This is a genomic window from Arthrobacter sp. BF1 (genome assembly GCF_056680215.1).
Window position 1 is genome coordinate 3,611,979 of the sequence record NZ_CM155271.1, and the last position, 17,224, is coordinate 3,629,202.

Annotated in this window: 17 protein-coding genes and 1 pseudogene; 12 read left to right on the forward strand and 6 right to left on the reverse strand. The window is 65.7% G+C overall.

The window, feature by feature from the left end; translation table 11 throughout:
- Positions 1–50: 50 nt before the first annotated feature.
- From AC1MCD_RS16985 to AC1MCD_RS17000, 4 genes are all read right to left on the reverse strand, one after another.
- On the reverse strand, positions 51–1,739 hold the full coding sequence (locus AC1MCD_RS16985) for a long-chain-fatty-acid--CoA ligase (protein ID WP_498673531.1): 1,689 nt from the start codon (positions 1,737–1,739) through the stop codon (positions 51–53).
- A 4-nt stretch (positions 1,740–1,743) separates the two neighbouring features.
- Entirely contained in the window at positions 1,744–2,271 is a 528-nt protein-coding gene (locus AC1MCD_RS16990) for a hypothetical protein (protein ID WP_498673533.1), read from the reverse strand.
- A 111-nt stretch (positions 2,272–2,382) separates the two neighbouring features.
- Positions 2,383–2,883 (reverse strand): SRPBCC family protein, encoded by a 501-nt coding sequence (locus AC1MCD_RS16995; protein WP_498673536.1) that lies wholly within the window; start codon positions 2,881–2,883, stop codon positions 2,383–2,385.
- Positions 2,884–2,895: 12 nt separating this feature from the next.
- Positions 2,896–3,228: an ArsR/SmtB family transcription factor gene (locus AC1MCD_RS17000; protein ID WP_498673538.1), complete on the reverse strand. Its 333-nt coding sequence runs from the start codon at positions 3,226–3,228 to the stop codon at positions 2,896–2,898.
- A 102-nt stretch (positions 3,229–3,330) separates the two neighbouring features.
- On the opposite strand from AC1MCD_RS17000, the gene AC1MCD_RS17005 reads away from it, so the two are divergent.
- The 4 genes from AC1MCD_RS17005 (at position 3,331) to AC1MCD_RS17020 (ending at position 5,745) form a co-directional block, all read left to right on the forward strand.
- Positions 3,331–4,176: a CPBP family glutamic-type intramembrane protease gene (locus tag AC1MCD_RS17005; RefSeq protein ID WP_498673540.1), complete on the forward strand. Its 846-nt coding sequence runs from the start codon at positions 3,331–3,333 to the stop codon at positions 4,174–4,176.
- Positions 4,177–4,398: 222 nt separating this feature from the next.
- Positions 4,399–4,596, forward strand: coding sequence for a hypothetical protein (locus AC1MCD_RS17010; protein WP_498673542.1), 198 nt, complete (start codon positions 4,399–4,401; stop codon positions 4,594–4,596).
- 278 nt (positions 4,597–4,874) lie between these two features.
- On the forward strand, positions 4,875–5,168 hold the full coding sequence (locus AC1MCD_RS17015) for an alcohol dehydrogenase catalytic domain-containing protein (RefSeq protein ID WP_498673544.1): 294 nt from the start codon (positions 4,875–4,877) through the stop codon (positions 5,166–5,168).
- Positions 5,059–5,745, forward strand: coding sequence for a zinc-binding dehydrogenase (locus tag AC1MCD_RS17020; RefSeq protein WP_498673546.1), 687 nt, complete (start codon positions 5,059–5,061; stop codon positions 5,743–5,745). Before AC1MCD_RS17015 ends, AC1MCD_RS17020 begins: the two co-directional genes overlap by 110 nt.
- Positions 5,746–5,855: 110 nt before the next feature.
- Here AC1MCD_RS17020 and AC1MCD_RS17025 read toward each other — a convergent pair whose 3' ends face one another.
- Positions 5,856–7,229, reverse strand: coding sequence for an MFS transporter (locus AC1MCD_RS17025; RefSeq protein ID WP_498673548.1), 1,374 nt, complete (start codon positions 7,227–7,229; stop codon positions 5,856–5,858).
- Between the two features lie 418 nt (positions 7,230–7,647).
- Between AC1MCD_RS17025 and AC1MCD_RS17030 the strand changes: the two genes are divergently transcribed.
- Together AC1MCD_RS17030 and uraH are read left to right on the forward strand one after the other, a co-directional pair.
- On the forward strand, positions 7,648–8,031 hold the full coding sequence (locus tag AC1MCD_RS17030; RefSeq protein WP_498673550.1) for a 2-oxo-4-hydroxy-4-carboxy-5-ureidoimidazoline decarboxylase: 384 nt from the start codon (positions 7,648–7,650) through the stop codon (positions 8,029–8,031).
- A complete protein-coding gene (gene uraH, locus AC1MCD_RS17035; protein WP_498673552.1) occupies positions 8,028–8,366 on the forward strand; it encodes a hydroxyisourate hydrolase in 339 nt (112 codons plus the stop codon). The genes AC1MCD_RS17030 and uraH overlap by 4 nt, the downstream gene beginning before the upstream one ends.
- Before the next feature lie 8 nt (positions 8,367–8,374).
- On the opposite strand, the gene AC1MCD_RS17040 is transcribed toward uraH, so the two are convergent.
- Positions 8,375–9,355 carry an aldo/keto reductase gene (locus tag AC1MCD_RS17040; RefSeq protein WP_498673554.1) on the reverse strand — a complete coding sequence of 327 codons (981 nt, stop codon included), beginning with the start codon at positions 9,353–9,355 and terminating at the stop codon, positions 8,375–8,377.
- A 76-nt stretch (positions 9,356–9,431) separates the two neighbouring features.
- Here AC1MCD_RS17040 and AC1MCD_RS17045 point away from each other — a divergent pair, with 76 nt between their 5' ends.
- From AC1MCD_RS17045 to AC1MCD_RS17070, 6 genes and pseudogenes are all read left to right on the forward strand, one after another.
- A complete protein-coding gene (locus AC1MCD_RS17045) occupies positions 9,432–10,937 on the forward strand; it encodes a xanthine dehydrogenase small subunit (protein WP_498673556.1) in 1,506 nt (501 codons plus the stop codon).
- Complete coding sequence (xdhB, locus tag AC1MCD_RS17050; protein WP_498673559.1) at positions 10,934–13,369, forward strand: xanthine dehydrogenase molybdopterin binding subunit; 2,436 nt, start codon at positions 10,934–10,936, stop codon at positions 13,367–13,369. Before AC1MCD_RS17045 ends, xdhB begins: the two co-directional genes overlap by 4 nt.
- A gap of 1 nt (position 13,370) precedes the next feature.
- Positions 13,371–14,252 carry a xanthine dehydrogenase accessory protein XdhC gene (gene xdhC / locus AC1MCD_RS17055; RefSeq protein ID WP_498673560.1) on the forward strand — a complete coding sequence of 294 codons (882 nt, stop codon included), beginning with the start codon at positions 13,371–13,373 and terminating at the stop codon, positions 14,250–14,252.
- Positions 14,253–14,275: 23 nt separating this feature from the next.
- Positions 14,276–15,184, forward strand: a complete 909-nt coding sequence (gene pucL, locus AC1MCD_RS17060; protein WP_498673562.1) for a factor-independent urate hydroxylase — start codon at positions 14,276–14,278, stop codon at positions 15,182–15,184.
- 61 nt (positions 15,185–15,245) lie between these two features.
- Positions 15,246–16,859, forward strand: a complete 1,614-nt coding sequence (aceB, locus tag AC1MCD_RS17065) for a malate synthase A (protein WP_498673564.1) — start codon at positions 15,246–15,248, stop codon at positions 16,857–16,859.
- A 3-nt stretch (positions 16,860–16,862) separates the two neighbouring features.
- A pseudogene (locus AC1MCD_RS17070) lies at positions 16,863–17,222 on the forward strand (DUF6986 family protein); the annotation flags it as partial.
- Positions 17,223–17,224: the final 2 nt, after the last annotated feature.

Sequence of the window (17,224 nt, forward strand, 5' to 3'; positions counted from 1 at the left end):
TTTGTGTCCTGAAGGCTTTAGCCCCGGCGCCCCAGGGACGCGCGGGTTGCTTAAATCTCCGGAAGGACCTGCTCCCGGACCTGCCTCCGGAGGACTTTGCCCAGCATGGACCGTGGCATGTCCTCGATTTCCACAATCCGGCGCGGCACCTTATAGCCGGCCAGATGTTCCCGGCAGTGGGTGCGAAGCGCTTCCTCATCGAGCGTTGTGCCGGGCTCAAGCTCAACAGCCGCTGCCACCAGCTCGCCGCCCCGTTCCAGCGGCTTGCCGATCACGGCGGCGTCCTTCACGTCCGGGTGGAGCCGCAGGACTGACTCCACCTCAGTGGGCGAGACGTTGAAGCCGCCCGTAATGATCAGCTCCTTCGCCCGGTCCACCACCGTGGCGAAACCGTCGGCATCCACGGTGACGATGTCGCCGGTCCGTAGCCAGCCGTCCGCGGTAAGGGTCTTTGCCGTTTCCTCCGGGTTGTTCCAGTAGCCCCGGAATACCTGCGGGCCCTTGATCAGCAGCTCCCCCTGCTGGCCGGGCTCCACCTCCGCGGCAGGGTCATCCAGCTCCACCACCTTCATCAGCGTGGACGGGAACGGCACGCCAATGGTCCCCGGCCGACGGCTCGGATGGAAAGGATTGCCCAGCGCCACCGGCGAGGATTCGGTCATGCCGTAGCCCTCCACCAGCAGGCCCCCGGACACGGATTCCCAGAGCTCCACTACGTGGTCCGGCAGGTTCATGGCTCCCGAGATGCAGTATTTGCAGGAGCGCAGGGAGATGCCTCTTTCCCTGGCCGCCATCGCGGTGCGCTCGTAGATCGGCGGGACGGCGCAGTAGACGGTGGCCGGTGACTTCTTCATGGCGGCGAGCACCAGATCGGTGTCGAACTTGGGGAAGAGCACCAACAGGCCCTGTTTGCGGATGCCGAAGGTGAGGTAGAGGGTCATGCCGAAGGCGTGGAACATCGGCAGGATGGCGTAGAAGATCTCCTTGCCGTACTCGGCCCCCTGCATCCAGGCTTCCCCCTGGAGGGCATTGGCGTAGAGGTTGAAGTGGGTGAGCATGGCGCCCTTGGGCCTGCCGGTGGTCCCGGAGGTGTACTGGATGACGGCGAGGTCCTGTACCGAGGGCCGCGGGTGCGCCGGATCAATCCGGCCGTGGCCCAGGAGTTGTTTCCACTGCATGGTGCCGGGCGCCGGGGCGGTCAGGGATGCCTTGGTTTCGCGCAGTTTTCCTATGGGCAAGCCCAGTGCCAGCCGCTTGACCGCAGGGAAAGCCGCGAGCAGGTTGACCGAGACCACGTGGTCAATCTCGATGTCTGCCGGGAATTCCCGGATGGCCGCGGTCGCCTTGTCCCAAGCGATGACCACCCTGGCCTGGTGGTCCTCAAACTGGTGGCGGAGTTCCCGGGAGGTGTACAGCGGGTTGTGTTCCACCACCACGGCGCCGAGGCGGAGTACCGCGTAGAAGGCCACCACGTGCTGCGGGCAGTTCGGCAGGATCAGGGCAACCCTGTCGCCGGCCCGCACGCCCAGCTGCCGGAGGCCCTCGGCGGCACGGTCCACCTGCTCCCCGAGCTCGGTGTAACTGGTGCGCCGGCCGAAGAACTCAAGCGCCGGGGCCGTGCCGGCTTCGGCCACGGAGCGTTCCAGCATCGCCGTCAGGGACTCGGTTGGCAGCTCAATCTCAGCCGGAACACCGGGCTGGTAGTTCTTCACCCACGGCTGCACAGCCACGTCCTCCATGGCCTCAGGCCTGCCCGAAGCGGAGCACGCGCCCGGCAACTATCCATCCCGAGCCCACGAAGCGGTCCGCCTCGTCCGGGTCCACGATGAGGATCAGCGTGTGGGCGCCATGAAGGTAGGCCTCCTCGGCGAGGGTGGCCAGCAAGGCCGGTTCGTAGGCGTCCCTGTCCTGGGGCGTTTCGAACCGGAGGTTGCCGATGACCGCGGCCGTTTCGCCGACACTGATGCGCCCGCCGCAGACCGGATGGTCGAACACCGAGATCTCGGCGACGTCGTAGTCCTCCATGGGAGCCGAAGCAACCTGGGCGTTCTCCGGGAGCGAATGGGCTGCGGCAATCTCAGCCGCGCTGGCAGTCAGGAGGACGTGTTCGCCGACCGGCGAGAGCCCGCGCTCCTCTGCTTGTGCCCGGGCGCCGGAATCATCCGCTTCCGAGGCGGTGAGCACAGCGGAACCCTCAGCGGTGGGCTCGGCCCCGCGGACACGGCCCCACAGTACGGCCCATTCGCTGAGATCATCCTGCAATTCGGACATGTGGCGCTCCTCGACTCGACGGCGGCGGTTCCTGTTGATTCTTGCACCACCGCCGCGCCGTCGCTAAACCGCCCTTGCCCCCTGCCGCTAAACCGCCCAGGCCCCCTGCCGCTAGACCGCGCGGGCAGGCGCTGCGAGGATGGCGTCGATCTGGCCTGCGGCCTCCTTCAGGCCTTCCTCCATGCCCATCTTGACCATCTCTTCCATCTGCTCTTCGGAATCGAACGTGGACATGATGGTCATGCGGGTGCGGCCACCGAGGTCCTCAAGGTCCACAGCGGCGTGGGCACTGCCCATGGCATCCACGGGCGCTCCGGTTTCGTCAGCGAAGCCGTCATCAAATTCGAGCTTGAGCGGCGCCTCGATGGTTCTGAATTTCCACCAGCCTCGGGGCTTCTCGCCTTCGGGGGTAGTCATGTAATAGTTGGCCTTCCCTCCGGGCTGAAAGTCGAACCGGTCAAACGTGGCCGGATAGTTGGGCGGGCCCCACCAGCGCTCAAGCTGCCGGGGGTCTTCCCAGATCTGCCAGACGCGTTCGACGGCGGCGTCGAACTCCGCGACGAGGGTGAGACTGAGTGCCTCGAGATTCTTGGTGGTACCGATAACAGGCATTGCCGTACGTTCCTATCCTTCAGCCAGAATGTCCGCGATCCGCCCGGCACGCTGCCGCCAGATCGCCTCGTACTCATCGAGCAGCCGGCGGGCCTTCGCCAAACCTTCGTGATTGCCCTGCACAATCTGCTCCCTTCCGCGCTTCTCCTTGGTGACCAGGGATGCTCGCTCCAACACCGCAACGTGCTTCTGGACGGCGGCGAAACTCATGGCGTAAAGCGCAGCAAGGCCGGAGACGGAATATTCCGCCACGGTCACCCGCCGGACAATGTCCCGGCGGGTGGCGTCCGCGAGGGCCTGGAACAGGCGGTCCACGTCCGCATCGCTAAGCTGATCTACAACCATTTGGTTGTACGATACGCCGGGTGCCCGGGGGTGTCAACGGTCTCCAGGGATAAGCTGAAACCACCCAGCACCGCCAGCCCGAGTCCGTCTACGGAGGCCAGCATGAGCCAGCGCTCAAAAACTGAATCCATACCTCGGCCCGGCACCACCACTGAGCCAGGCGGCACGTTGCGGCGGCTGATCCCGGCAACGCTGGTATCGGCGTCGGGCTTTATTCTCTTCGTCCGGGAAGACCGGCTCACGGGCTGGGTCCTGCTGGCGGCCGCCCTGGTGCTGGCCGGTTTCATCAGCCGCCGGCTGCTCATCGACCTCGCGCTCATCGCCGTGGGACTGGTGGCCATGAGCGCCGTCCCCATCACCACGGACATCAGCACGGGTCACATGCTGGTAATGGGCACCGCGATGGTCCTGGCTGTCGGCATTCCCTATGCGGTCTCCAGGTTCGTCACTAAGGACCATGCGATCAGCTTCCCCATCAGGAGCCGCCAACCCTGGACCACGGCCGAGAAGTGGTACCTGCCGGCCGTCCCGCTATTGGGGTACGCCGTGCTCCCGGTCTACATGATCAGCACCGGCGTGTACCGGAACTGGCCCGCGGTCAGTGATCCGGAGGGCATCGGCCGGCTGTTCCTGGGCACCAACACGCTGGGTATCTGGGATGAGCTGTTCTTCATCTGCACCGTGTTCACGCTCCTGCGCAGGCATCTCCCGGACTGGCAGGCCAACCTCCTGCAAGCGGTCCTGTTCACATCGTTCCTGTGGGAGTTGGGGTTCCACGCGTGGGCGCCGTTCTTCATCTTCCCGTTTGCCCTGCTGCAGGCGAAGCTTTTCACCATTAGGCGGTCGCTGACATACATCGTGGCCGTCCACCTGCTCTTCGACTTCGTGCTGTTCCTGGTGTTGGTGCACGCCCACAACCGCGCGTGGATCGATATTTTTCTCTACTGAGAGCACGCTCAGGCCCGGCAGGCGATGGCGTAACACGCCTGCGACACGAACGTGTAATCGATCACACTTTCGCCGTTTCGGTTGTCAGATCCCGGGATCACCATGAACCATGACTATGGGGCCTCGTTGCCCCGCACTTCTAAATCAGCAATCCTCACCGACGAGGATGCGGCCGCTTCAAGGATGACCTGGCCGTCAACTGCATGAGCGAAAGTACTGACAATGACGTTTGAATCCAGCCACTCTGTATCCCTCAAAATCTGGGACCGGTCCGCGATTGACCACACGCTCGATGCCGCAGCGCAGGACCTCTCGGTCAGGGCGAACACCACCAAGTGCCGCATCGCCGTCCACGCCAGCGGCCCCAACACCTTCACGCTGAGCGTCCGCAGCGACGACCGCCAGCTCGTCACCGCCTAAACAGCTCCGCACCCCAACAGAAGCGGACGACGCCGGGACCTGCCCGGCGTCGTCCGCTTTTGTTGTGTGCCCCGCGACTCCGCATGATCGTTGCGTCACACCAGGGGCCGCGCCGTTCGGAAGAGGGGTAGGGTGGATTGCAGTGCATGCAAATGCATGAAGTTATTCAACGGATCGACGAAGGAGAATGCCCCATGAAGGCATGGCAGTTCAACGGCACCAACAACCCACTGGAACTCAACGAAGTCGCGTAACCGGCTGCCGGTCCGGGCCAGGTGGTGGTCAGCGTCAAGGCCGCCGGCGTCTGCCACTCCGACGTCACCGCCCTTGACGATGCCGGCTGGATGCCACTGTTCCCCGAACTCCCCCGCACCATGGGCCACGAAAATGCCGGCATCATCACCGAGGTCGGCGAAGGCATGGACCACTGGAAGGTCGGCGACCGGGTAGGCCTCTCCCGTCATGAGCGACGGCGACGCCATCGGCTACGGCAAGTGGAACGGCGGCTTCGGCCCCAAGTTGCTCGCCACGGACGACAACCTGGTGAAGCTGCCGGACGAGGTCACTTTTGAACTCGGCGCCATGGCCACGGACGCCGGGCTCACCGCGTACCACGCCATCATGGCGGTCGGCGGAGCAAAGGCCGGCATGAAAGTCGGCGTGATCGGCCTTGGCGGCCTCGGGTACATCGGCGCCCGCGTCGCCGTGCTGGCCGGCGCAGAGGTGTACGGCGCCGAGGTGAATCCCGAGACTCAGAAGCTGGCTGACGAAATCGGCCTGGCCGGGGTTGCGGACTCCATCGAAGCTTTCAAGGACAAGAAGCTGGACCTGATCGTTGATTACGCCGGCTGTGGCACCACCACGGCAGCCGCGCTCGAGACGCTCGCCGAGTTCGGCACCCTGGTGCAGGTGGGCATGGGACGCCTCGAGGCCACCATCAACACCTACCCGCTGATCATCAACCAGCTTTCGATCAAGGGCTCCAAGTCGGGCACCAAGGAGGACCTCGAGAACCTCTACGCCCTGATGAAGTCAGGCCAGCTGAACCCGCCGATGAACCTGATCACCCAGGCGGACATCCCCGACGCGATCGACAAGCTGCGCAAGGGCCGCGTGGTGGGCCGCTTCATCGCAATGTACGAGAACTAGCACTTTCCGTACCACCGCAAAACCTGTACCACTAGAAAAACAGAAGCGGACGACGCCGGAACCTCCCGGCGTCGCCCGCTTTCTGTTTTTTGTGGGGTTCTTTCGTCCGGCTAAAGGGCGGGTTCGCGGCGCAGCGCTGACGCCGGTTCGCTTTCAGCCTCTACTGCAGCGGCGGCAACCGAGTTGCGGACCAGCAGGGTGGCCAGGGCGGCGAGCACCAGCGGCACAGCCAGTGTCATGAAGTAGCCGGAGGCGCCGAACCCGGCGAGGATAAGCCCGCCCAGGGCTGAACCGACGATGGAGCCGAGGCGGCCGATTCCGATGCCCCAGCCCGTGGCGGTGGCTCGCAGCTGGGTGGGGTAGGCGTTCGCGATCAGGTAGTTCAGGGCCAACTGCTGGCCGCCAATACCGAATCCCGCCAGGCCGATCAGGATAAACACGAGGGCGAAGTTGGAGCCGGCCAGGCCCAGACCCAGCGCCACGAGGATCCCGGCGCCGAACATAACCAGCAGCAGCTTTCGGGCGTTGACCTTGGGCAGAATCATGGACAGCGGGATGGCGAAGAGGATGAATGCGCCGTTGACGGTCACGGTGCCCATGGCGGCCTGGGAAGCTGCGAGCCCCAGCGTCTTCAGCGCGGTGGGCATCCAAAGGAGCAGCAGGTACCAGGCGATCCAGTTCAGCAGATAAGTGGCGAAGACAGCGATGGTGACCATCCGGTACTTGGAGGAAAACAGCGCGGAGATGGAGCTCCGCTCTTCCTTCTTGTCTTCGGTGACCAGTTCGGCGTCCGGATCTACCGGCTTTCCGGAGATGGCTGCCATGATTTTGCGCGCCTCAGCCTGCGCAGCAGGTGTGCGCTTGGTGGCGAGAAAAACCGGGGATTCGGGGAGCAGTTTGAGGCAGACCAGCAGCAGCGCCAGCGGAAGCACGCCGCCCACCAGGAAGATGCCGCGCCAGCCCATGACGGGAAGCCAGGCCGCGGCCACCAGGCCGCCAAGCAGCGCCCCGCCCGGCAGGCCAAGCAGCACCAGGGTCATAAACGTGCCGCGGCGGGACTTCGGGCTGAACTCCGCCGTCAGGGCCAGGAGCGCCGGTGTTGCACCGCCCATGCCGAGGCCGATCAGGAACCGGAGGACGATGATCTGTTCCAGCGTTTGGGCAAAGGCACCCGCCAGGGAGAAGACGCCGAAGAGGACCAGGGCCAGCAGGATGGTCTTCTTGCGGCCAATCCTGTCGCCAAAGGTGCCGAGTGTCATGGCACCTGCGCACATGCCGATGGTGCTGGCTGTGATGACCCACGTCATGTCCGTGGCCTGCAGGCCGAAATCGTCGGCGATGGCCGGTCCGATGAAGGCGATGGATTGGGTATCGAATCCGTCCAGCAAGGCGATCACGAAGCACAGGGCCACGACGGACCAGCGCTTCACCCCCATGGGCGTGTTGTCGATAACGTCCTGGACGTTATAGGCAGCTTTAGTCAACGGTGACTCTCTTTCACGTGTTTCTGGGCATGGGTAGCCGGTCAGGGCTTAGGTAGCCGAGGAGTTGCGGTGGCGGACAATTGCAGCAGGCGTCGGTTGTGTGCCGGGCATCACGTCCGCGACACCGGCAACCCTAGGGCATAAATTGAGCAACGAAAAATACTTATTCATCGCTTATTGAGATACTCCACGTATGAATTGCGCCGACCTGCGGGAACGCCCCGTTTGCCGGCCGGGCGTGGCAGCACCGGCCGGGCGTGGCAGCAACAGACGCGGCGGCTGGCGTTTACATATGCTGAAGCCATGCAGCTTGAACAGTTCAATACGGGTGGCCACGCGGAGACTGTCGATTTCCTCCGCCCCTGCCTGGACATCCCTCGCTGGATCGATGAGCTTGCCAACGCCCTGCCGTATCCCAGTGTCGGAGCGCTCCTCGCGGCGGGACGCTCCGCAGCGAATCCGTTCCACCCCGGCAGAGATCGAGGCGGCTCTAGCCCACCATCCGCGGATCGGTGAGCGGGCGCAGGGCGACAGTGCGGAAGCACGGCTGGCAAGGTCGGAACAGGCAGGGCTGGGGGCAGCCGATGAAGCCATCGCCGAGGCCTTGGCGGAGGGCAACCGGCTGTACGAGGAGAGGTTCGGGCAGGTCTTCCTGATACGCGCTGCCGGCCGCAGCCGGGCGGAGATCCTCGCCGCCCTCAACACCAGGCTTACCCACACTGCCGAAGAGGAACAACCCATCATTGGCCAGCAACTGCGGGAAATCGCAGTGCTACGGCTCGAAGGACTGATGAGCACATGAGCATCTCCCACGTCACCACCCACGTGCTTGACACCAGTTCCGGCCAGCCGGCGGCCGACGTCCCGGTATCCCTGCACGTGCTCGACGGCGCGAGCTGGGTCCGGATCGCCGAGGGCATGACAGATTCGGACGGACGCATCAAACAACTGGGACCGGAGCGCCTACCTTCGGGAACCTACCGCCTGGCCTTCGACACGGGGAAGTATTTCGCCGCAAGCGGCACCGAAACGTTCTTCCCCGAAGTGGTCCTCACCTTCAGTGTGGGGTCCGAGGCGCATTACCACGTGCCGCTCCTGCTCAGCCCCTTCGCTTATTCCACCTACCGCGGCAGCTGAGCCGCCAGCTACCAGCGCGGGTGGATGGCGTCCCGGAAGTAGTGATCGTAGATCCAGCGGACGCCGTCGTCGAACTCTTCGGTGATACCCACGGAAACCGCCGCGGCGTTCGCCGTCGCCTGTTCTACGTTGCGGGCACCGGGGATCACGCTGGTGACGCCATCCTGCGCGGCGATCCAGGCGATGGCCGCCTGCGCGGTGCTGGCGCCGGACGGGACCAGCTGTTCAAACTCGGCCACAGCCTTGAGGCCCACCTCGTAGTCCACGCCCGAGAAGGTCTCCCCGACGTCGAAGGCGTCGCCGTTGCGGTTGTAGTTCCGGTGGTCGTTCTCGGCGAAGGTGGTTTCCTTCGTGTATTTGCCGGAGAGCAGCCCTGATGCGAGCGGCACCCGCGCGATAATGCCCACGTTGGCTGCCTTCGCAGCGGGGAGGACCTCATCCAGGGGCTTCATCCGGAACGCGTTCAAAATGATCTGGACGGAGGCGGTTCCCTCGTGGCGGATGGCTTCCAGGGCCTCGTCGGTGCGCTCCACGCTGACACCGTAGTTGCGGATGGCACCCTCGGAAACCAGGGTGTCCAGGGCGTCATAGACTTCGGCGCTGCTGTATACGGGCGTGGGCGGGCAGTGCAGCTGGACCAGGTCCAGGGTGTCGGCACCCAGGTTCTTACGGGACCGGTCCACCCACTGCCGAAAGTTGGACAGGGTGTAGTTCTCCGGCTGCTGGTCCACGCGGCGGCCCATCTTGGTGGCCACGGTGATGTTCAGCCCGGGGTTGTCCGCGAGGAACTTTCCGATGGCCTGCTCGCTCTTGCCGTCACCGTAGACATCAGCCGTGTCAAAGAAAGTGACCCCCGCCTGCACGGACGCCGCCAGAATGGCCTGTGCCTGCGCCGGGTCAACATTGCCCCAATCGGCGCCGAGTTGCCACGTGCCCAGTCCTACGACGGACACGCTACGACCGGTCTTGCCTAAAATCCGCTGTTCCATTCCTCGACTATAAGGGTCAGGACACGCGGGACGGCGAAGCTCTGGCTTTCCGCTGTGCTCGCGGCAAGGATGAAGCATGGACGGAATTACGGTAGTGGTCAACGGGCACCCCCGCGACTGCAGCGGCACCGGCCCGCACACCCGGCTTCTTGACTGGTTGCGGGCAGAAGGCCTGACCGGTGCCAAGGAAGGCTGTGCGGAGGGTGAGTGCGGGGCCTGCGCAGTCCTGGTGGTGCGGCCGGACGGGCCAGATCAGAGCCGGTGGACTTCGGTGAATGCGTGTTTGCCGCCCGCACTGGCTTTCGACGGCCAGGAGATCATCACGGCCGAAGGCCTGGGTACGGTGTCCGTGCCCGGCGCCGCCCGGGAAGACCTCCATCCCGTGCAGCAGGAAATGGCCGACCGGGGCGGATCCCAGTGCGGATACTGCACGCCGGGCTTCATCTGCTCGATGGCGGCCGAGTATTACCGCCCGGACCGGAGCCCGGCACAGGCAGGGGCACAGGCGCAGAAGAAAACGGGGACCGCCGCTGTCGGTGAAGAGCACGCCACCGACCACGAATGCGGCCCCAACGGGTTCGACCTCCACGCCCTCAGCGGGAACCTCTGCCGCTGCACCGGCTACCGGCCCATCCGGGATGCAGCGTATGCCCTCGGGACTCCGTCTGAGGCAGATCCGTTGCTGGCCAGGCAAGGCCGGCCGGCCCCGGACGCGAAACACACCCGCGCGGAGGACGGCTCCCGCTTCCTGCGCCCTAAAACGCTGGCTGAAGTCCTCCACATCCTGAAGGAGAATCCGGACGCAAAGCTGGTTGCCGGGGCCACCGACCTCGGCGTCGAAGTGAACCTCCGGCATTTACGGCCACCGCTGGTCCTTGCCATCGACCGTCTGGAGGAGCTGCGGACCCTGGAGTCCGACGCCGGCCGGATCGAGATCGGGGCAGCCCTCACGTTCTCGGAGGCTGAACGCGGCCTCGGCGGCCAGGTGCCCCTTCTCACCACGCTGTTTCCGCAGTTCGCCTCCCGCCTGATCCGCAACGCGGCGACGTTCGGCGGGAACCTTGCCACCGGGTCCCCCATTGGCGACTCCGCCCCGGTGTTCCTGGCCCTGGACGCCCGGGTTGTCCTGACTTCCCTTGACGGGGACCGTGACGTGCCGCTCTCGGAGTACTACACCGGGTACCGGCAGAGCGTCAGGAAGCCCGGGGAACTGCTCCGTGCAGTCCGGATTCCGTTGCCGCTGGCCAGCCACACCGCGTTCTACAAGATCGCCAAGCGGCGCTTTGATGACATCTCCAGCGTGTCCGTCGCCATCGCCCTGCAGGTCACTGACGGCACGGTGGCTTCGGTCCGGATTGGGCTCGGCGGGGTCGCTGCCACACCGATCCGGGCGACCGCAACCGAAGAGGCCCTGACAGGCCGGCCGTGGACCGCCGAAACGGTGACCGCGGCGGCCGCCGTGATGGCGGGCGAGGGCACGCCGATCGACGACATGCGCGCGAGTGCCCTCTACCGTTCGGCCATGCTGAGGCAGGCCCTGCTGAAGTTCCATGCCGAGAACGGCGCGGAGGTGGCGCCGTGAAATCCCTTGCAGACCGTCCGGTCAATCCCGTGGTCGGGGTCCCGGTTTCCCATGAGAGCGCCGCCGCGCATGTGACGGGGACGGCCCTCTACACCGATGACCTTGTGGTCCGTTCCCAAAATGTCCTGCACGCCTGGCCGGTCCAGGCACCGCACGCCCATGCGCGGATCCTCGCGATGCGGACCCAGCCCGCACTGAAGGTTCCCGGCGTGGTGAAGGTGCTGACGGCGTCGGACGTTCCGGGCGTCAACGACTCCGGCACCAAGCACGACGAACCGCTCTTCCCCAGTGAGGTGATGTTCCACGGCCAGGCCGTGTGCTGGGTCCTCGGCGAATCTGTGGAAGCGGCACGGCTCGGAGCGGAGGCGGTGACGGTGGAGTATGAGCCGTTGCCTTCGCTCCTGACGCTCACCGAGGCCATGGCAGCCGGGAGCTTCCAGGGGAACCAGCCGACAGTTGCGCGGGGTGAGCCGGACCAGGCTCTGGCGAGCGCGCCGCGGCGCTTCAGCGGCGAGTTCGAGTTTGGCGGCCAGGAGCACTTCTACTTGGAAACCCAGGCGTCCTTGGCCTACATCGACGAGGGCGGGCAGGTCTTTGTGCACTGCAGCACCCAGCACCCGTCCGAAACCCAGGAGATCGTGGCGCACGTGCTGGGCCTCCACAACCATGAGGTGACGGTGCAGTGCCTGCGGATGGGCGGCGGTTTCGGCGGCAAGGAGATGCAGCCGCACGGTTTCGCCGCCGTCGCCGCCCTGGGGGCAAGCCTGACCGGCCGCCCGGTCCGACTCCGCCTCAACCGGACCCAGGACTTCACCTTGACCGGCAAGCGTCACCCCTTCCACGCCCGCTGGGAAGCAGGATTCGACGACGACGGCCGCTTCCAGGCGCTTAAGGCGACGCTCACCAGCGACGGCGGCTGGAGCCTGGACCTCTCCGAACCGGTCCTGGCGAGGGCAATGTGCCATATCGACAACGCGTACTTCATCCCCAACGTTGAGGTCCACGGCCGGGTGGCGAAGACCAACAAAACGTCGCAGACGGCGTTCCGGGGCTTTGGCGGCCCGCAGGGAATGCTCGTCATCGAGGACATCCTGGGCCGCTGCGCACCGTTGTTGGGCCTGGAGCCGGGCGAGCTCCGCCGTCGGAATTTCTACGAGCCCGGGCAGAGCACACCATACGGACAGCCCGTGCGCCACGCGGAACGGCTCACCGCCATCTGGCAGTCGCTGCTGGACCGCGCGGAGGTGACACGGCGGCGTAAGGACATCGCGACGTTCAACGCCGCGCATCCGAACAACAGGCGGGCACTGGGAATCACGCCTGTGAAGTTTGGCATCTCCTTCAACCTCACGGCCTTCAACCAGGCCGGCGCGCTGGTCCACGTCTACAAGGACGGGTCCGTGCTCATCAACCACGGCGGCACCGAGATGGGCCAGGGCCTGCACACCAAGATGCGGCAGGTTGCGGCAACCGCGCTGGGCGTTCCGCTCGCGTTCATCCGGCTGGCTCCCACCCGCACCGACAAGGTGCCCAACACGTCAGCCACGGCGGCAAGCTCCGGCGCGGATCTGAACGGCGGGGCCGTCAAAAACGCCTGCGAGCAGATCAGCTCGCGGCTGGCCGAGGTGGCTGCCCGGAAGCTGAACATCCACCCGGACGATGTGCGGTTCGACGAAGGCAAGGTGACGGGGATCGGGTTCCACGACCGCGATCTCAGTTTCGCCGAGGTTGTCCACGACGCTTACTTCCAGCGGGTCCCGCTCTGGGCCGCCGGGTACTACCGGACGGAGGGACTGCACTGGGACAGCGCCCGGATGCAGGGCGAGCCGTTCAAGTACTTCAGCTATGGCGCCGCGGTCACCGAAGTGGAGGTGGACCGCTTCACCGGCGCCTACCGGCAGCTGCGCGCAGACATAGTGCACGACGTCGGCGACAGCCTTTCGCCGTTGATCGACGTTGGGCAGATTGAAGGCGGCTTTGTGCAGGGAGCGGGGTGGCTGACCCTTGAGGACCTGCGGTGGGACGTGTCCGACGGCGACGGGCGGGGACGGCTGACCACCCAGTCGGCCAGTACGTACAAGCTGCCGAGCTTCTCCGAAATGCCGGAACAGTTCAACGTGCATCTCTTCGAACGGGCCACTGAAAGTGGCGTGGTCTACGGATCGAAGGCCGTGGGCGAGCCACCGCTCATGCTGGCCATCAGCGTCCGGGAGGCCCTGCGGGAAGCGGTTGCGGCTTTCGGTCCGGGCGGTGTCTCGGTGGAGCTGGCAAGTCCGGCCACCCCGGAGGCAGTGTTCTGGGCGTTGGAGCGGGCCCTCGCCGCTTCGGATGACAGTGGCGACGGCGGCCGCCCTAGGGTTGCCGGACCCCAGCCAGTCGCCGCCTCCGCGCCAATTGCCACGTCCCCACCGGTCACGACGGGAGCGCCCTGACATGGACTGGCTGGAAGCCCTGCAGCATTTGAGGTCCGCGGGTCTGCCCGGGGTCCTGGCCACGGTGTCCGAGGTGCGCGGCCATGCGCCGCGGGAAGCCGGCGCCAAAATGGTTGTCGGGGCCGAAGCCATCTGGGGAAGCATCGGCGGCGGCAACCTGGAGGCCACCGTGGTGGACCAGGCCCGGGACATGATGGCACGGGGCATCACTGCGCCCCAAAACGCCGAGTTCGCGCTCAACGAGCACGCCGCCACAGAGCACGGGCGGCAGTGCTGCGGAGGGAAAGTGCGCGTGCTGCTCGAACCCTTCCTGTCCCTGCCCACTGTGGCGATCTTCGGCGTCGGGCATGTTGGCTACGAACTGGGCCGCATCCTGTCCCGGATGCCCATGGCCCTGTACCTGGTGGACAGTCGCGAGGAGCAGCTGGACGCCGCCCGGCTGGCCGACGTGGCGTCCGGTGTTGCGGACGTGCGACCAGTGCACACCCCGGTTCCGGACACGTTCCTGGGTGACCTGCCCACTGGCGCGCACGTGTTCATCATGAGCCACGACCACTCCGAGGATTTCCTGCTCTGCCACGCCGCATTGCGCCGCGCAGACCTCGGGAGCGTGGGGCTCATCGGCTCGCGGGCCAAGTGGCTGAGGTTCCGGCAGAAGCTGGCGGCGGAAGGCTTCAGTGAGTCGGAGATGGACCGGATCCAGTGCCCCATCGGACTGCCGGAGGTGAGGGGAAAGGCCCCGGCAGTCATCGCCGTGAGCGCCGCGGCCGATCTGCTCCGGAGGCTGCCGTCAGCCGTCCCGCCAGTGAGCCCGCCATTCAGTCGGCCAGTCAGCCCGCCAGCCCGTCCGTCAGTCAGCCCGTCCGTCAGCGCCAGGGAATAACGTATGAAGTGGGGAATATGAACATGAGCAGCAACATCGTCCTCGGCCCAAACCAGTACGGAAAAGCCGAAGTCCGGGTCGTCAAGATCACCCGCGAAACCCGCCGGCACGACATTGACGACCTGAACGTCACCTCGCAGCTCCGCGGTGACTTCGAGGCCGCCCACCTTGAAGGCGACAACGCCCATGTGGTGGCCACGGACACGCAAAAGAACACCATTTTCGCCTTTGCCCGTGACGGCATCGGCTCGCCCGAGGCCTTCCTCCTCCGGTTGGGTGAGCACTTCACGTCCAGCTTCGACTGGGTCACCGGCGGCCGCTGGGAGGCCGAGTCCTACAGCTGGGACCGCATCCAGGCGCACGGCTCCGGGCACCACCACTCCTTCGTGCGCAACGGCCAGGAAGTCCGCACTGCAGTCCTGGTCCGCGACGGCGCCGCCGCCCACCTAATCTCCGGGCTCACGGACCTCACCGTCCTGAAGTCCACCCAGTCCGGCTTTGTGGGCTTCGACAGGGACAAATACACCACGCTCCCGGAAACCACTGACCGCATCCTGGTCACCGATGTTTCCGCACGCTGGCGCTTCAAAGCCGGGACTGATTTCAGCGGCCTGGACTTCAACAAAAGCTACACGGACATCAAAGCCCTCCTGCTCGAAGCTTTCACGGAGAAGTACTCCCACGCCCTGCAGCAGACCCTGTTCGACATGGGCGCCAAGGTCCTGGAAGCCCACCAGGAGCTCGACGAGATCAGGTTCTCGATGCCCAACAAACACCATTTCCTGGTGGACCTCTCGCCGTTTGGCCTCGATAACCCCAATGAGGTCTTCTTCGCGGCAGACCGGCCCTACGGCCTGATCGAGGCCACCGTCCAGCGCGACGACACCGTCCCTGCCGACATCGCTTGGGCCGGCATCGCCGGTTTTTGCTAGCTTCCATTGCCTGCCCTCAGCCCCTGACTTCACAGCCTGACCCGCCACGAAAGGACCATCAATGGCCATCACCCTGACAGATTCCCAGCCGATCGACCGTGCGGAGGAGATCCTCACCGCCGAGGCGCTGGCGTTCATCGAGGAACTCCACCAGCGTTTCGCCGGCACCCGCAAGGAGCTGCTTGCCGCCCGCCGGGTGAAGCGGCAGCGGGTGGCGGATACCGGCAAGCTGGATTTCCTGGCGGAAACCCAGGACGTGCGGGACGGCGACTGGCGGGTTGCGTCCGCGCCCGCACCTTTGGAGGACCGCCGGGTTGAAATGACCGGGCCCGCCTCGCCCGCCAAGATGGCCATCAACGCCCTGAACTCCGGCGCAAAGGTGTGGCTGGCAGATCTGGAGGATGCCAGCACGCCCACCTGGGGCAACGTCATCGACGCCATCCTGAACCTCCGCGATGCTGCCGGGGGCACCCTGAGCTACACCTCGCCCGAAGGCAAGGAGTACACACTGCGAACGGACGCCCCGCTCGCGGTGGTGGTGGTGCGCCCCCGCGGCTGGCACCTGCCGGAAAAGCACGTGCTGCTCGACGGCGAACCCGCCGTGGGTGCGCTGGTGGACTTCGGCCTGCACTTCTTCCACGTGGCCAAACAGCTCCTTGAGAACGGCCAGGGCCCGTACTACTACCTGCCCAAAATGGAGAGCCACCTCGAAGCCCGGCTGTGGAACGACGTGTTTGTGTTCGCCCAGGATTTCCTGGGCCTTCCGCAGGGCTCCATCCGCGCCACCGTACTGATCGAAACCATCCCGGCTGCCTTCGAGATGGACGAGATCCTGTACGAACTGCGGGACCACGCCTCCGGCCTGAACGCCGGCCGCTGGGACTATCTGTTCAGCATCATCAAGTACTTCCGCGACGCCGGCGACCAGTTCGTCCTCCCGGACCGCGCATCGGTGGCCATGACCGCCCCCTTCATGCGCGCCTACACCGAACTGCTGGTCAAGACCTGCCACCAGCGGGGTGCGTTCGCGATGGGCGGGATGGCCGCCGTCATCCCCAACCGCCGCCACCCGGAGGTCACCGAAGCGGCCTTCGCCAAGGTCCGCGCCGACAAAACCCGGGAGGCGAACGACGGGTTCGACGGGTCCTGGGTGGCCCACCCTGACCTTGTCCCCACCTGCCAGGAGGTGTTCGACGGTGTACTCGGCGACCCGGGAAAGGGCGGCCGCCCCAACCAGCTGGATAAACAGCGCCCCGACGTTTCCGTCACCGCGGCGCAACTGCTGGATATTGCCTCCGCGCACGGCCAGGTCACCGAAACTGGCCTCCGCCTGAACCTGTACGTCGCCGTCGCCTACACCGCCGTCTGGCTCTCCGGCAATGGTGCGGTGGCCATCCACAACCTGATGGAAGACGCCGCCACCGCGGAGATCTCCCGTTCCCAGGTGTGGCAGCAGATCCGCAACAAATCTGTCCTGGCCGACACGGGAAACACCGTGACCCGGGAACTGGTGGAACGGATCCTGGGCGAGGAAACGGAACGGCTCCGCACCGAAGTCGGCGAGGAGGCGTTTACGGGTTACTACGAGCCGGCCAGCCACCTGATCAAAAACATTTGCCTGTCCGAGGACTACACCGATTTCCTCACCGAGCCCGCGTACGAACTGGTGGACTAAGGCATGGCGGTGTCCCCCACTCCTGCGCTGTCCTCGGCGGACACTGCATACATTGATGCCCAACTGGCGGCCACCGACCACGTGCTGGAGCGAAACTACCCCGGCGATGACGGCTCCCGCCAGCCCGTCCACAGCGTGTACGGCCCCGCCGACCGGTTTACGCCGTCGCTCGCGGCAGACTGGGGCGCGCAGGCGCTCGCGACGGCGGCAGCACACGGCGGTCTCGAACACCTCGGTACCCTGCTGGGCCAAGACGCCGACGCCGTTGCTGCCGCCAACGCGGTGGCCGCGGCCGTTGCCGCCGGGACGGCGCCGCCGTTCATCGGGATCCGGTTCAAGTGCTTCGAGGCGCCGACGAGGGCCCA